The organism is Gilliamella sp. B3783 (assembly GCF_026536125.1).
Lineage (GTDB): Bacteria > Pseudomonadota > Gammaproteobacteria > Enterobacterales > Orbaceae > Gilliamella.
In genome coordinates this window covers 197,226-213,123 of record NZ_JAFNOU010000005.1, presented here as the reverse complement: position 1 = coordinate 213,123, position 15,898 = coordinate 197,226, and the positions used below count along the sequence as shown (strand labels likewise).

14 protein-coding genes are annotated in these 15,898 nt (G+C 34.7%); 3 read left to right on the top strand and 11 right to left on the bottom strand.

What is annotated here, in order from left to right:
- Positions 1–4: 4 nt before the first annotated feature.
- The 5 genes from ubiE to ribE all read right to left on the bottom strand — a co-directional run bounded on the left by ubiE (position 5) and on the right by ribE (position 3,913).
- Positions 5–781, bottom strand: a complete 777-nt coding sequence (gene ubiE / locus J3U59_RS06850; RefSeq protein WP_065634779.1) for a bifunctional demethylmenaquinone methyltransferase/2-methoxy-6-polyprenyl-1,4-benzoquinol methylase UbiE — start codon at positions 779–781, stop codon at positions 5–7.
- Between the two features lie 62 nt (positions 782–843).
- Positions 844–1,779 (bottom strand): multifunctional transcriptional regulator/nicotinamide-nucleotide adenylyltransferase/ribosylnicotinamide kinase NadR, encoded by a 936-nt coding sequence (nadR, locus tag J3U59_RS06845; RefSeq protein ID WP_267333677.1) that lies wholly within the window; start codon positions 1,777–1,779, stop codon positions 844–846.
- Between the two features lie 148 nt (positions 1,780–1,927).
- Entirely contained in the window at positions 1,928–2,998 is a 1,071-nt protein-coding gene (locus J3U59_RS06840) for a TrmH family RNA methyltransferase (protein ID WP_267333678.1), read from the bottom strand.
- Positions 2,999–3,018: 20 nt separating this feature from the next.
- A complete protein-coding gene (gene nusB, locus J3U59_RS06835; protein ID WP_267333679.1) occupies positions 3,019–3,438 on the bottom strand; it encodes a transcription antitermination factor NusB in 420 nt (139 codons plus the stop codon).
- A 4-nt stretch (positions 3,439–3,442) separates the two neighbouring features.
- Positions 3,443–3,913, bottom strand: a complete 471-nt coding sequence (gene ribE / locus J3U59_RS06830) for a 6,7-dimethyl-8-ribityllumazine synthase (RefSeq protein ID WP_065634775.1) — start codon at positions 3,911–3,913, stop codon at positions 3,443–3,445.
- Positions 3,914–4,282: 369 nt separating this feature from the next.
- Here ribE and lpcA point away from each other — a divergent pair, with 369 nt between their 5' ends.
- Together lpcA and J3U59_RS06820 are read left to right on the top strand one after the other, a co-directional pair.
- Complete coding sequence (gene lpcA, locus J3U59_RS06825) at positions 4,283–4,858, top strand: D-sedoheptulose 7-phosphate isomerase (RefSeq protein WP_267333680.1); 576 nt, start codon at positions 4,283–4,285, stop codon at positions 4,856–4,858.
- A 1-nt stretch (position 4,859) separates the two neighbouring features.
- Positions 4,860–5,639 carry a class II glutamine amidotransferase gene (locus tag J3U59_RS06820; protein WP_065634773.1) on the top strand — a complete coding sequence of 260 codons (780 nt, stop codon included), beginning with the start codon at positions 4,860–4,862 and terminating at the stop codon, positions 5,637–5,639.
- Here the strand turns inward: J3U59_RS06820 and mdtH are convergent.
- From mdtH to pncB, 6 genes are all read right to left on the bottom strand, one after another.
- Entirely contained in the window at positions 5,617–6,828 is a 1,212-nt protein-coding gene (gene mdtH / locus J3U59_RS06815; protein ID WP_267333681.1) for a multidrug efflux MFS transporter MdtH, read from the bottom strand. The two genes, J3U59_RS06820 and mdtH, sit on opposite strands and share 23 nt — an antisense overlap.
- The gene (locus J3U59_RS06810; RefSeq protein WP_065634807.1) at positions 6,829–7,287 is read right to left on the bottom strand and encodes a methylglyoxal synthase; all 459 of its coding nucleotides are present in this window, start codon (positions 7,285–7,287) and stop codon (positions 6,829–6,831) included.
- 133 nt (positions 7,288–7,420) lie between these two features.
- Positions 7,421–8,566, bottom strand: a complete 1,146-nt coding sequence (locus tag J3U59_RS06805) for a porin (protein ID WP_267333682.1) — start codon at positions 8,564–8,566, stop codon at positions 7,421–7,423.
- Between the two features lie 309 nt (positions 8,567–8,875).
- Positions 8,876–10,039 (bottom strand): porin, encoded by a 1,164-nt coding sequence (locus tag J3U59_RS06800; protein ID WP_267333683.1) that lies wholly within the window; start codon positions 10,037–10,039, stop codon positions 8,876–8,878.
- A gap of 292 nt (positions 10,040–10,331) precedes the next feature.
- A complete protein-coding gene (gene asnS / locus J3U59_RS06795) occupies positions 10,332–11,732 on the bottom strand; it encodes an asparagine--tRNA ligase (protein ID WP_416379592.1) in 1,401 nt (466 codons plus the stop codon).
- 171 nt (positions 11,733–11,903) lie between these two features.
- Entirely contained in the window at positions 11,904–13,097 is a 1,194-nt protein-coding gene (gene pncB, locus J3U59_RS06790) for a nicotinate phosphoribosyltransferase (protein ID WP_267333685.1), read from the bottom strand.
- 158 nt (positions 13,098–13,255) lie between these two features.
- On the opposite strand from pncB, the gene pepN reads away from it, so the two are divergent.
- The gene (gene pepN, locus J3U59_RS06785; protein WP_267333686.1) at positions 13,256–15,889 is read left to right on the top strand and encodes an aminopeptidase N; all 2,634 of its coding nucleotides are present in this window, start codon (positions 13,256–13,258) and stop codon (positions 15,887–15,889) included.
- Positions 15,890–15,898: the final 9 nt, after the last annotated feature.

Genomic DNA, 15,898 nt, shown 5'->3' with positions numbered 1-15,898 from the left:
CGCCTTAAAATTTAAAACCAGTATGCAAAGCCACAATGCCGCCTGTCATATTGTGATATTTAACGTCTACAAAACCGGCATCTTCCATCATTTTCTTTAATGTTTTTTGGTCAGGATGCATACGAATAGATTCAGCTAGATAACGATAACTATCGGCATCGTTTGCCACAACTTTACCCATTAATGGTAGCATCGTGAAAGAATACAAATCGTAAGCTTTATTTAGAATTTTGTATTGAGGTTTAGAAAACTCAAGAATAAGTAAACGACCGCCTGGTTTTAATACCCGCCACATCGAACACAATGCTTTTTGTTTATCAGTCACATTACGCAGTCCAAACGATATGGTAATACAATCAAAATAGTTATCAGCAAAAGGCAGTTCTTCTGCATTCGCTTGTACATATTCTATATTTTTGAATAAACCTTTGTCGCGTAACTTGTCTCGACCAACTTTCAGCATGGATTCATTAATATCAGCCAACACAACTAGCCCATCATCCCCCACGAGTTGAGAAAACTTAGCTGTTAGATCACCTGTCCCACCTGCTAAATCCAATACTTTTTGGCCCTTACGTACGCTACTATATTCAATGGTAACCTTCTTCCAGATACGATGAATACCAAACGACATAAGATCATTCATTACATCGTATTTATCAGCAACGGAATGAAATACTTCTGCAACTCGTTTGACTTTTTCTTGCTTTAAAACTTGTGTATAACCAAAATCAATTTTTTCTTGTTCTTTATTATCTTGTTTATCAGGGGATTGAGACATAAAAATTTACCTATCACATCGAGTTGACTTATTTTAGCATAAGCCACTGTAAATGTGATGAACTAAATCAATAATGACTCAACCATTTTAGAAATAGCTTCAAAATTTTGTAACATCGTGTTGGACGAATCAAGATCTTGTTGATGAATAACTAAATCAAAATGATAGCTTTCTTTCAAACCTTTTAAAACCTCATGTTCTTTTTGAAAGATTTGCGTATAGTATTGGGACAGTGTTTCGAAATCGATTGAAGTAAAAAGCACCTTATTACTTGTTTCGATCGCTTTTGATAACCGCTCCACATGTAACATTGCAATACGGATATAATCAGTTTCACTCAAATAACGCTGATTATAAGGGGTTGATATTTCACGTTCAATGTAATTAATATACCCATTTGATACATATTGTGTGTTATAGATATTAGCTAATTGTAAAGGGAGCTCATTGAATTTTCCCTGTCCAATAATTGCTATTTTTTTGACAAAAAAAGGTTTTGCAGCTTTGGCAATAAAAGACCAATTTTGATATGGATTTTCACGAATTTGAGTCGCACTAATGTTAATAAAATCGCGATTAGCATCGACTAACACGGCTGGACAATGAAAATATAATTCATGATTTTTAATATCTTGTGGTTCACTGGTAAAAACCACTGTAGGTTCTATTTTATGATCAGTTAAAATCTGTTTTACCCGATCACTCCAATCTTGCCAACCATTTGGATAATATTCAATGTTAGATTCGTCTAAAATATGGACATGAATATTATGGCGATCTTTAAACGTTTCTTGTAACCATGAAAAACGATCACACACTTGTGGTTGTTTAGGTAGGCGACCGCTTGCAAAAAGTTGTTTATCACGATTTGCCTCACAGCCTAACATGATATGGAGTTCATCAACTTGTGTCATCGCTTTTTCAATTAGATAGATATGACCACAATGTAAAGGATAAAATTTACCGAAAATCAAACCAACTTTATGTTTAGATACCATGACTATTACCAACGCATTGAAATCCTGCTAACAATGTACAGAAAATATTAACATTGTCTAATGAATTGATGCTATTTTAATGTTTTTGTAGCATTTTTTTACTTTGACTATTCAACATAGTAAATAGTCAACAATAACATCAAATATTTTAATATTGCATTGAGGATAAAGTAATACCTGTTGCAACAGAGATATTAAGTGAAGGCATGTTATCATTCCCCTTCAAATGAACCACAACATCAGCACATTGTACTAATTTTATATTAATTTGTTGGAATATGACTAATACCGTTTTTTTATGAAACTCAACTTTTGCTAATTCTGTTGAGGCAATTGATTTTACCTGACAAGGTAATAAGACAATAATTTGATAACCATGCTGTTTGAATTGATCAAGTGAAACAATAAAATCATCACTTTTTATTGATTCAACTGCTTCAATTCCACCTTCTGCCACCCGCATAGCTGCGCCACTATCGAGTAAATTAGTTTGTCGTAGCATTACAGCATTTACTTTATAAAATGCAGCGCTACGAATTAATCCACCCAAATTATGGGGATTATTTACATCATCAATCGCTAAAATACAATCTTGCTGTTTATCATGATATTTGTCTAAATAGTCAAACATAGTGATAGCAACGCGTTTTTTAACGATCAAACAAACGCCACCATGATGCGAAGTTTGAGTTATTTTGGCAATTTGCTCATTTGAAACAATATCGTAGCCTAAACGTTGTTTAACTAACCAATTAATTAAATCCCTAAATTGATAAGTCATTTCTTGCGTAATGAACAATTTTACAATTGCCGCGCGGCGGTGCTTAAAAACCGATTTACAACTGTTTTCACTATAAACTAAAGTTTCTTCTTTACGTTGGCGGTAGCCATCATAACCAAATGTAGGGCTTTGATCATTATCCCGTACTTTTTTGCGCCAAGGGGATTCGTTTTCATCTTGTAAATCGTACGTAGATTTATTTACTTCAACAATAATACTTTGTTTGACAAAACCTGTTTTAGCCGCTTTAGGTTTGAACGTTTCAATTCGATCATTATTACGCTTATCTCTTCTTTTAGCGTTAAACTGAAAAGAATTATCTTTGCGATTATCTTTATGCCCACTAATTTTTTCTTTATTAGTTCGAGAATGCTTTTTAGGGTCATTAGTTGTAGCGTAAAAAATAGCTGGTTTATTTTTTTCAGTATTATCGTTCATATTTATCTCAAAATAATTGGTTATCGTGTACGAATGGTTGGCGCAATTTTATCTAAAACACCATTGACAAATTTATGGCTATCTTCTGCTCCGAAAGTTTTAGTTAAATCGATAGCTTCATTAATAACAACCTTATAAGGTACATCGTGACGTTTGGTTAATTCATAAAGCGCAATTCTTAATACGGCTAACTCAACTTGACCAAGCTCATCTACTGTTCGCTCAGTAAGATAAGGTGCCATTTTTTCATCTAACTCTGTAGTGTTTTTAGCAACACCATGAAGTAACTCTCGAAAATATTTCGTATCAACACCTTTCATATCTTGTTCAGTCATAAAACTTGTCTCAACATCAGCAAGATCATTTCTAGATATTTGCCAAGAGTAAATTGCTTGAACGGCGCATTCTCTTGCTCGACGACGAGGATTAACTAATGCCACTAAATTACTCCTTAATTGTTTTGATAACGTTAAGCATTTCCAGTGCAGTTAATGCAGCTTCAGCACCTTTATTACCTGCTTTAGTGCCAGCACGTTCAACGGCTTGTTCTATGCTTTCAGTCGTTAAAATGCCAAAACCGACTGGAATTGAAAATTCTAAACTAGCACTTAATAGGCCAGAGCTTGATTCGCCTGCAACAAAATCAAAATGTGCAGTACTTCCTCTAATTACTGTCCCCAAAGCCACAATAGCATCATATTTTTTAGATTGTGCAGCAACTTTTGCAGTAAGCGGAATTTCATAGGCGCCCGGTACCCAAATAACCGTAATATTTTTTTCATCAACTTGACCAATACGCGTTAACGCGTCAACAGCACCGTTAACTAAACTTTCATTAATAAAATGATTAAAACGTGCTACAATTATAGCGACTTTCGCTTTTGGTGCAGCAACTTTACCTTTAACTGTTTGCATAGTGATTCCTTATCGTTCGATTATAAATGCAATTTCACTTTGATTAATTGTAGGTGAAAATATTTGCTGATTATATCATGATTTGAAGGCTTATCCTATCAGCAAATAACGCTACAACCTCGTTTTGATTAACAATTTATTGGAAAATAAATACAAAGATTTTATTTATGAGAACTTAAATAGTTTGAGTAATATAAAAAAATTTTAATTAAACAATTTTGTTAATTTTTTATGATTGATTTTTATGCTAATAAATTAAATTTACTTCAACTTTTTTCACTATCTATCATTTTATTTTTATTATCCCTTGCAAGCAGTTTTGAACGCACTACAATGGTAGTAAGATTTTTCATTTATGAGGTAATTTAGATGTATATTGATGCTATTCGTGATGAACTCAACCAAGCACTAAATGTATTGGTAAATTTTGTTTCGGATGATGGCAATCTTCACAAAATCCAACAAGCAGCTGTGCTTATAGCTAACGCATTTAAACAAGGTGGTAAAGTTTTATCATGTGGCAATGGTGGTTCCCATTGTGATGCTATGCATTTTGCTGAAGAGTTAACCGGTCGTTACCGTGATAATCGTCCAGCTTATCCTGCAATAGCTATATCAGATGTCAGTCATATATCTTGTGTAGGCAATGATTTCGGATTTGATTCTATATTTTCACGTTATGTTGAAGGTGTTGGACAAAAAGGCGATGTATTATTAGGTATTTCAACGTCAGGTAATTCGGCTAATGTATTAAAAGCAATAGACGTAGCTAAACAAAAAGGGATGAAAATCATTACCTTAACCGGTAAAGATGGCGGTAAAATGAATGGACTGGCTGATGTCGATATTCGTGTACCACATTTTGGTTATGCTGATCGTGTACAAGAAATCCATATCAAAGTTATTCATATTTTAATTATGCTAATTGAAAAAGAGATGGCTTAAAATGTGTGAATTATTGGGTATGAGCGCTAACGTGCCAACTGATATTTGTTTTAGCTTCACGAGTTTAATTAAACGTGGCGGAGATAAAGGACCACATAAAGACGGTTGGGGTATTACCTTTTATGAAGGTAAAGGCTGTCGAACGTTTAAGGATCCTGAGCCTTGTAGCTATTCACCTATCGCTAAAATGGTACAACAATACCCAATTAAATCCAAGGCTGTTATCGCGCATATTCGTCAAGCAAATCGTGGGGGGGTAGCGCTTGAAAACACACACCCCTTTACCCGAGAATTGTGGGGTAAAAATTGGACTTTTGCCCACAATGGGCAATTAACTGATTACGAAAAGCTGGATATGGGAATTTTTCAACCAGTTGGATTAACCGACAGTGAGTATGCTTTTTGTTACTTAATTAATCAGTTACATAAAAAATATCCAAAACAACCGACTGATGATATTGAGCTTTTTACTTATATCCAACAATGTGCACTTGAACTGAATCAACTTGGCATATTTAATATGCTGCTTTCTAATGGGCAATATGTCTTTGCTTATTGTTCAACTAATTTACATTGGATTACGCGCAAAGCACCTTTTGGCAAAGCAAAGTTAATTGATGAAGATGTTGAAATCGATTTTCAAAAGCATACTACACCAAATGATATTGTTACTATTATTTCAACTATGCCGTTAACTTCAAATGAAACTTGGCATAAATTAAACACTGGTGAAGCAATTCTATTTAAATATGGTGAAATTAATCAATTTTTTTCATCTTGACTAAATTGAAAGGTGGTTCATCTTTAAATAGATATTGTAAATAACCTAACGTTAATAATCCAATTAACGTTAAAATAATCCACGGCAAATGTGGAAAACCCATCTTGATTGCAATTTCATAAAGCCATCCTGCTCCGGTATAACCAATAAATCCGCCTAAAGCAAGCCCTAATCGGCTAAATCCCATGTAACTACCTTTGGCTTTTGGATTAGTTAACACGGTTGCTAAAGTTTCTCTAGCCGGCTCTGCAATAATTGCACCAAGGTAAAAAAGCGCTATAAGAGATAGCAAAATAGATAATTGGGATGTAAATCCTATTATTATAAAGGCAAACGACATCAAAAGTAATCCAAATTTAAGGCGTTGATCTAATCTAAAATGTTTTTCACTAAACCGAGCAAGAGGATAAAGCAAAATTAATGAGATAGTTGCTTCAATCACGTACATCCATTTCACATAACTTGAACTTCCTGAAATATTGGTAATAGTTAGCGGTAGCATCAACATGACTTGTACTCCAAGCACATAATAACCCGTTAGTGTTAAGACATAACGTGTAAATTTTTTATCTTTAAGCACCATTTTCATACCATTGACAATGGGTGCTTTACCAATAGCAATATGATAAGCAGGCAAAAAGAAGAGGTTAAAAAGACCACATAAGAAAAAGATAAATGCACCACACCAACAAACTAAATGAAAATCATAATCAATCAAAATACCACCAATAAGTGCACCAATCACTGCACCGGCATTATCTTGTATCATTAACAGCGAAATAAATTTACCGCGCTCATGTGGACGGGTAAACTTGATGGTCAGCCCCATGCGAGGTGGATCAAACAGTAATCCACCTAAAGCAGAAAGTAAGCAAGATAGTAATAAAAGCCAAGGTTGACTAGCAATAGCCATTGATATAAACCCGACACAACGTAAAAACATTCCACAAACAATCATCGGTTTAGCACCAAAGCGATCAGCAATAGCACCACCAATAATACCAAATCCTTGTTGAACAAATTGTCTGAATCCTAAAGCAAAACCGACAAACAAAGCACTCCAACCAACTTGACTAACAAAGTGTGTCGAAACCAATGGAAAAACAACATAAAATCCTAGAACAATAAATAAATTATCTAGTAGTAATATTTGTTTACCGGTTTTACGAATTTGCGACAGTACTGGCACTTATTTTACTCTTTCAGCTAAATATCTTTGGTAATCAGGAATTTCAATTTCAACTTCTTGGGTAAAAATAGCTGATTGAATTAACGCATTAGCTGTTGCTTCATTCGTCGCAACGGGTATATTCCAAACTGTTGATAAACGCAATAATGCTTTAACATCGGGGTCATGCGGTACTGCATTAAGTGGATCCCAAAAAAAGATGAGTATATCAATTTTACCTTCGGCAATTAATGCACCAATTTGTTGATCGCCACCCATTGGACCACTTAACATTGGAGTAATATTTAACCCTATCTCTTTTTTAATTAAATTCCCTGTCGTGCCGGTACCACATAAATTATGATGTGCAAGTTCTGCTCGGTTTTTTCTGCACCAATTTAATAAAGTACTTTTTAAGTGATCATGAGCAACTAAAGCAATATTTTTTTTGGCAGCCAATTTACGCGTTGTGTAAAGCATCATTATTGTCCCTATCGATGATTATTCGATAGTTTTTAACAGAGTATGTATTAAAGTGCAAGCGTTATTTGCTTAGATTTAAGACAATAAAAAAGGCACCTAAGTGCCTTTTAAAAACCTAATTTACGGGTAATTAGAATTGGTAAATTAAACCTAATGCTACAGTATCTTTAGTCGTTGCTTTAATTTGAGATCGACTAAATGAACTATCATCATATAAAGCACGGCGAGCACCAATGTCATCTTTATCTAACAAGTTGATTTTATAATCAAGGATAGCTTGTAGATTTTTGTTGAAGTCATAAGTCAAACCAACATCAACATACTTAATTAAGTCATTACCTTTAAGTCCTGCATCGCCACTTCTTGAAAAGCTTGAAGCGTCTTGTACACGATGTTGAATGTAAGCAACAGATGGGGTTAAGCGACCAATATCAAAGTCGATACCATATTGTGCGACGACTTCGTAACCTTTAGTTTTTAAATCATCGGCACTATGGGTAGCTGAAGCATTATCCCAACCATATTTCTGTTTGCCTTGAATATATAATGCGGCTAAATAAAGGTTGTTATTATCATATTTCACACCAGCTGACCAAGCTTTTGCATCTTTATGACCACCAGTTTGCGCATAACCAGCACCAATAGATAGGCCTGTATCTAACACATCCCAATCAACTACTGAACCCCAAGCTTCGGCACTGTCGTGACCATCACGATCATGTTTATTAAAATAGCTTGTTGAGCTGTTATCGCCATTATCGGCATATTGAACAGCAAAACGTAAACCGTTTACTAAACCAAAGAAATCACTATTACGATAAGTTGCAACCGCTTTAGTACGAGCACTTAATGCATAAAGATCATTATCCGATGCATCACCACCAAACTCAGGTAATACGTCAGTATAAGAAGTTAACGTTTTTAACACACCATCATTACGACCATAGTCGAATGAACCTAGATCACCAAAGTTCATACCTGCATAAGCATAACGAGTTTCGTTTTCAGCATCTGAACCAGTTTTTGCCTCGTATTCCCAGCGACCATAACCAGTAATGTTCTCTGTAACTTGAGTTTGACCTGACATACCTAAACGTGCAGTGGTTTTATCACCTTCACCGGTTTGATTATCACGGTCGGTGATATAATTTAGTGCATAAACACGTCCATAAAAATCAACTTTATTACCGTCTTTATTCCATACTTCGATAGAAGCGCTTGCAGTACCTGCAACTAATAATGCAGGAATAGCAATAGCTAATAGATTACGTTTCATTTTTTTACCCTCGTAGGTATTTTTATATTACTAAATAAGGCAAAATATTTTGCTTTTGACCCATAAATTACTACTAATCCAGAGTAATTATACGTTTTATGCAATATTAATATTAACCAACAATGACCAATAAATAATGCACGTAGTATATTTAACAATGTTTATTTAATAAATTCTAAAAATTTACGATAATTTTAATACTTACTATAAAATTTTTTAAGCATAAAATGTGTTTTGATATGAAATAAATTTCAATAATGATAAAAAAAGGCACCTAAGTGCCTTTTTATAAGATATTAAGAATAGAAATTAGAATTGGTAAATTAAACCAACACCTAACACATCTTTAGTACCTGGTTTGCTCGGATGACGCTTACTCAAATCTACGTCTTTTGTATTTTGATAAGCACCAACATCATCTCTATCAAGTAAGTTAAATTTATACTCTACGATAGCACTAAAGTTTTTGTTTAAATCATAAGTTGCACCTACAGAAACATATTTAGCTAGAGGTGAATTGTAACCATCTGCAGTGTAAATATATTCAGCATCCGAAAAACGGTCTGAAGGGCTCTTAACTTTGTGTTGAACATAAGCTAATGATGGAGTTAAACGACCAATTTCTAAGTCAATACCATATTGAGCAACTAATTCGATACCTTTAACCTTGTTATCATAATCTTTAGTTACACCATTATCCCATACAACTGTTCTGCTTTTCTTAATTTTGCTTTGGAAATAGTTAGCAGCTAAATATAAATTGTAGTTATCATATTTTAGACCAGCAGTCCAAGTATTATGACGATGATCACTTGAAGTAGATTGCGCATAACCGGCACCAGCAGTTAAACCAGTATCAAAAATACGCCATTGAGCATTTGCACCATAAGCTTCTCTTGATACTTTGTTATCTGCATCACTTTTAAAACGATCATATGTATTAGAATTATCACCGTTATCAGCATATTGTAATGCAAAACTTACATCATCAGTCAAACCGAAGAAATTATTGTTACGGTAGGTTGCAACCGCTTTTGTTCTAGCTGAAAGCACATTCCAATTATTATTTGCAGCATCGCCACCAAATTGCGGTAATACGTCAGTATAAGCAGTGATTGCTTTTAACACACCGTCATTACGACCATAATCAAATGAGCCAAAGTCACCAAAGTTTAAACCAGCAAATGCATAACGCACTTCGTTATGAGAATCTTTACCGGCTTTCGCTTCATATTCCCAACGACCATAACCTGTTACGCTATCAGTAATTTGAGTTTGACCTGACATACCTAAACGAGCAGAAGTATCATCACCTTCTTTTACTTGATTACGATCAGTGATGTTGTTAGCTGCTTTTACACGACCATAAAAGTCAACTTTATTACCATCTTTATTCCATACTTCGATAGATGCATTTGCGCCAGCTGCAACTAAAAGTGCAGGAATAGCGATTGCTAATAGATTACGTTTCATTTTTTACCCTCACGGTTATTTTAATATTGACACTATCCATTAAGTCATGTGTCATTTGTACAAAAATCATTCATCCAAAAACAATAGTACTTCTATTATTTTTATCTACTTTTTACAGTACCGTAAATTATGTATAAATTTTTTTTAAAATCAAGAGAACTTTTTAGTAAATAAGATGTCTAACCTTAAAATTACACCTGTTTGATTATTTTTTAATCATTATTTCAATAAAATCTATACAAATCGTTTTTTTAATAAACCTAGTAAGCGAATGGTTTACAATTTAATTATATTAAAAATTTGCATTGCGTGGTGTTCTTGGAAAAGGAATAACATCACGCACATTTTGTACACCAGTAACATATACAATTAAACGCTCAAAACCGAGACCGAATCCTGAGTGAGGTACAGTACCATAGCGGCGCAAATCACGATACCACCAATAATCTTCTTTTTTAAGTCCCATTTCATCCATACGTTTATCTAACATATCTAAGCGTTCTTCACGTTGTGAGCCACCAATAATTTCACCAATACCCGGTGCTAATACGTCCATAGCAGCAACGGTCTTACCATCATCATTCATACGCATATAAAATGCTTTGATATCTTTTGGATAATTTTTAACTACCACAGGTGCTTTGAAGTGTTGTTCAGCTAAATAGCGTTCATGCTCAGAAGCTAAATCAATTCCCCAGCTTACTGGATTTTCGAATTTAGCATCACAATTTTGTAAAATAGTAATGGCATCAGTATAGTCAACTTGTGCAAAATCTGCGTTGATAAAGCTTTCTAAACGATTAATCGCATCTTTATCGATATGCTGGGCAAAAAATTTCATATCATCGGCACGTTTTTCAAGTACGGTTTTAAAAACATACTTCAACATATCTTCGGCAAGTTTGGCGTTATCATCAAGATCTGCAAAAGCAACTTCTGGCTCCATCATCCAAAACTCAGCTAAATGACGGGTTGTATTTGAATTTTCTGCTCTAAAAGTAGGACCAAAAGTGTAAACTTTAGACAAGGCACAAGCATAAGTTTCAGCGTTCAGCTGCCCTGAAACCGTTAAGAAAGCCTCTTTACCAAAAAAATCTTTATCAAAATCAATGTTACCTTTGTCAGTTTTTGGTAGATTTAACAGATCCAGTGTCGAAACGCGAAACATTTCGCCCGCACCTTCAGTATCTGATGCGGTAATGATTGGTGTAGAAAGCCAAAAAAAGCCTCGCTCATCAAAAAACTGATGAATAGCTTGAGCAAGTGTATGACGAACGCGTGTAATCGCTCCAACAATATTGGTTCTAGCTCTTAAGTGAGCAACTTCACGTAAATACTCAATTGAGTGACGTTTAGCCGCCATAGGATAAGTTTCTGGATCATCAACAAAGCCATAAATTTCAACTTGTGTTGCTTGCAATTCATATTGCTGACCTTGTCCTGGAGATTCAACAACAGTACCTGTGACTTTGACTGAGCAGCCCGCAGTTAAACGTAAAATATCTTGTTCATAATTCGGTAGATCTTTTTCAATTACCGCTTGGATTGGGTCAAAACATGAACCATCATACACAGCGAGGAACGAAATACCAGCTTTTGAATCACGTCGGGTCCTGACCCAACCTTGAACTGAAATAGTGCTTCCAACAGCTATCTTGCCTTGTAACACATCAACAATAGGTGCAACTGAAATCATTTTTAATTATCCATCTCTATAGTAGTTTATCAAATAATATTTAAGTATCTCAGGATGATTTACCTTGAAATTACAGTCATCGTGTAATCAAGCAATATTAAGCAAATATCATCCATAATACTCATGTTGATTTTGTCATATTAATAACATTTAACGCATTAATTACTATTAATGTTTGACACTAAATGTACGCTTTAACTCATCGATAAAAGCTAAATCTTGCGATATCGTTTTACCTGGACTATCAGATAACTTAGCAACCGATTGGTTATTACATTCGGTTAATTTTAAGACAATATTTAACGCTTTAGTATTTACATCGTTTGATGGAATATCACACGCTAAAAAACCACCTACACCAAACGATAGTTGTACTCGATGATTAAAGTGTTTATAAATATTGAGCGCTTTATCAAAATTTAAACTATCAGAAAAGACTAATAGTTTCGTTTTAGGATCAATGCCTAATGCTTGATAATGGCTGATCGCTTTTTCGCCCCATTCGATGGGATCACCCGAATCATGACGAAGCCCTTGATAATGAGAGGCAAAATAATAATCAAAATCCCGTAAAAAGGCATCCATCGTAATACAATCAGTTAACGCAACACCTAAATCTTGTGGGTATTCGTCTAACCACACTTGCAAAGCCGTTTTTTGGCAATCTTGTAAGTTTGAACTTAAGCGTTGATGTGCTTGAAACCATTCATGAGCCTGAGTACCAACCGGTGTTAATCCTAAACGATAAGCCAATAAATAATTACTAGTACTATGAAAGTTATCAAAGTGTGATTTTAGATAACTCACAACAGCTTCTTGTACAGCAAAGGAATAACGCCGACGGGTACCAAAATCCATTAAATTAAAACCGGACATATCAATATTGGCTGTTTGATCTGCAAACTTTGCCAATTTTTGCTTGAGTCGGTTTAATGCTTCCGGTACTCCAATATTTGGTGAGCGATCTTTATGTACTATTTCACTAATTACAGCTAATAACGGCACTTCCCACAAAATAACATCTAACCATTTTCCTTCAATGCGAATGACTAACACCCCATCTTCATTACTTATCGTCAATAAATGGCTATCAAAACGCCAATTTCTAAGCCAATTTAAATAATCAGTTTTAAAAAAAGAGATGCCCGACAAATAAGTAAACTCATCATCAGAAAGTGCTAACGATTCCATTAATTTAACTTGATGCCTAATTTCATCAGCATATTTTCCTAATAAATCATCACTTCGACAACGGAACTCGGCAACAACAGTAACATCAGGGTAACGATGAAAAACGGCTTGCTGCATATGCAACTTATAAGCATCCGTATCTAAAATTGATGTAATTATAGCTGGTAACATGTGAACTTATTGTTAATAATTTAAATCAAATTCTCAAGATTATAGCAGAATAATAATGAAGATATAGCTTAATTATCTAAGTCAGATTATTTTTAATCAGCTATAATAAAAACAATACAGCTAACAAATTAAGCAAATACGAAAAGGTCTTAATAACAATGAATAGCCAAACACTTAAATTACAACCTACAGCTAAACATCGCTTAGATTATAAAACACCCGACTTTACAATTACTGACATCGACCTTGATTTTGATTTAGCGGCAGAAATAACCACAGTTATCGCCCGTAGTCATGTTATCAAAAAAAATCTTCACGCTGACAATTTAATTTTAGACGGTGAAGAACTTAAATTGGTTTCAGTAAATATTGATGAACAACCTTGGACTGATTATCAAATCACAACAACAAGATTAATCATTAAAAATGTTCCATCTGAATTTACTTTAACCATTGTTAACGAAATCAGACCAATTGATAATACCGCGCTTGAAGGACTATATGTTTCAGGGGATGCACTTTGTACACAATGTGAAGCTGAAGGATTTCGCCACATTACTTACTATTTAGATAGACCCGATGTGTTAGCCAGATTTTCAACTCGAATTACGGCCAATAAAAAACAATATCCTTATTTACTTTCTAATGGTAATCGCATTGCTCAAGGTGAACTTGACAACGATCGTCATTGGGTACAGTGGCAAGACCCGTTTCCAAAACCGGCTTATCTATTTGCCTTAGTTGCAGGTGATTTTGATATTTTAAAAGATCATTTTATCACCCAATCAAAACGTAACGTTGAACTAGAAATTTATGTCGATAAAGGTAATTTAGATCGTGCAAAATGGGCCATGACCAGCTTAAAAAATGCGATGCGCTGGGACGAAACCCGTTTTGGCTTAGAATATGACTTAGATATTTTTATGATTGTTGCCGTCGATTTTTTCAACATGGGCGCAATGGAAAACAAAGGGCTTAATATTTTCAATTCAAAATATGTACTAGCTAAACCCGAAACAGCCACTGATGATGATTACTTAGGAATTGAAGGCGTTATTGGTCACGAATATTTTCATAATTGGACAGGCAACCGTGTTACCTGTCGGGATTGGTTTCAACTCAGTTTGAAAGAAGGTTTAACAGTTTTTCGTGATCAAGAATTTAGTTCTGATATGGGATCAAGAGCGGTTAAGCGAATTAATGATGTTAAAATTATGCGCACAGTACAATTTGCTGAAGATGCAAGCCCTATGTCTCACCCTATTCGTCCTGAACAAGTTATTGAAATGAATAATTTCTATACTGTTACCGTTTATGAAAAAGGGGCAGAAGTTATTCGTATGATGCATACACTATTAGGTGAAGAAAAATTCCAAGCTGGCATGAAGCTTTATTTCAAACGTCACGATGGCAGTGCGGCTACCTGCGATGATTTTGTTGCAGCAATGCAAGATGCCTCAGGCATTGATTTAACCCAATTTAAATTATGGTATAGTCAATCAGGTACCCCTGAGCTCATCGTTACTGATAGTTATGATAAAACAAGTCAACGCTATACTTTAACAATTGAGCAACATACACCTGCAACCCAAGATCAACAGCAAAAACAAGCGTTACATATCCCAGTTGATATTGAACTGTATCGACGCAATGGTGATGTCATTGCGTTGCAATCACAAGGTAAATCGATTAACCATGTATTAAATCTTACCCAGACTAAACAGCAATTTGTTTTTGATCATATAGATGAAAAACCGATTATTTCATTGTTGCGTGATTTTTCAGCACCGGTTAAATTAACATATCATTATCAAGATGATGAACTCATTTTCTTAATGCAACATGCAACCAATGCATTTAGTCGCTACGATGCTGCACAAATGCTTTTAGCAAAATATATACGTAGTAATGTTGATAATTACCAACATAAAAAGGATCTAACCTTACCGCAAACAGTGTTAGATGCTTTTAGAGCAGTGTTATTATCAGAATCAACCGATCCTGCTCTTATCGCCCAAATATTAACTTTACCTTCAGAAAATGAAATAGCTAATCTTTTTGCTGTTGTTGATCCAATGGCCATTTATCAAGTGCGCCACTTTCTATTAACCTGTTTTGCAAATGAACTTTATGATGAATTACAGGCGGTTTATCAACATAATAAAACAACACAATATCAAATTATTCATGCTGATATTGCAAAACGCTCATTAAAAAATGCGTGTTTAACACTACTTGCTTACGCTGATGATAAGTCACAAGTAACACATCTAGTTAGCCAGCAATATTATCATGCAGATAACATGACTGATGCATTTGCTGCATTAACAACGGCTGTTAAAGCTCAACTTAATTGCCAAAAAGATCTACTAATCGATTTTGATAATAAATGGCATCAAGATGGACTCGTGATGGATAAGTGGTTAGCTTTAAATGCCACAAGCCCTGATAAGCAAGTACTAGCAACGGTGAAAAAACTATTAAATCACCGTTCATTTTCGCTAACTAACCCAAATCGCATTCGCTCTTTAATCGGTGCATTTGTCAATAACAATCCTGTCGCCTTCCATGCACAAGATGGCAGTGGTTATCAATTTTTAGTCGAAATTTTGACAGAATTAAATCAGAAAAATCCTCAAGTTGCAGCACGTTTAATCGATCCACTTATTCGTTTAAAACGTTATGATGAAAAACGACAAGAGCAAATGCGACAAGCGCTTAATGCATTACTAAAAATAGAACATCTATCTAAAGATCTCTATGAAAAAATCAGTAAAGCATTAGCCGCTTAAATGATCATT

Excerpts from the sequence above, each read along its gene's own strand:
- J3U59_RS06840 (WP_267333678.1), bottom strand. The coding sequence starts at position 2,998 with ATGAACGATAATACTGAAAAAAATAAACCAGCTATTTTTTACGCTACA.
- ribE (WP_065634775.1), bottom strand. The coding sequence starts at position 3,913 with ATGCAAACAGTTAAAGGTAAAGTTGCTGCACCAAAAGCGAAAGTCGCT.
- ubiE (WP_065634779.1), bottom strand. The coding sequence starts at position 781 with ATGTCTCAATCCCCTGATAAACAAGATAATAAAGAACAAGAAAAAATT.
- lpcA (WP_267333680.1), top strand. The coding sequence starts at position 4,283 with ATGTATATTGATGCTATTCGTGATGAACTCAACCAAGCACTAAATGTA.
- J3U59_RS06805 (WP_267333682.1), bottom strand. The coding sequence starts at position 8,566 with ATGAAACGTAATCTATTAGCTATTGCTATTCCTGCATTATTAGTTGCA.
- J3U59_RS06820 (WP_065634773.1), top strand. The coding sequence starts at position 4,860 with ATGTGTGAATTATTGGGTATGAGCGCTAACGTGCCAACTGATATTTGT.
- pncB (WP_267333685.1), bottom strand. The coding sequence starts at position 13,097 with ATGTTACCAGCTATAATTACATCAATTTTAGATACGGATGCTTATAAG.
- nadR (WP_267333677.1), bottom strand. The coding sequence starts at position 1,779 with ATGGTATCTAAACATAAAGTTGGTTTGATTTTCGGTAAATTTTATCCT.
- J3U59_RS06800 (WP_267333683.1), bottom strand. The coding sequence starts at position 10,039 with ATGAAACGTAATCTATTAGCAATCGCTATTCCTGCACTTTTAGTTGCA.
- J3U59_RS06810 (WP_065634807.1), bottom strand. The coding sequence starts at position 7,287 with ATGCTTTACACAACGCGTAAATTGGCTGCCAAAAAAAATATTGCTTTA.
- pepN (WP_267333686.1), top strand. The coding sequence starts at position 13,256 with ATGAATAGCCAAACACTTAAATTACAACCTACAGCTAAACATCGCTTA.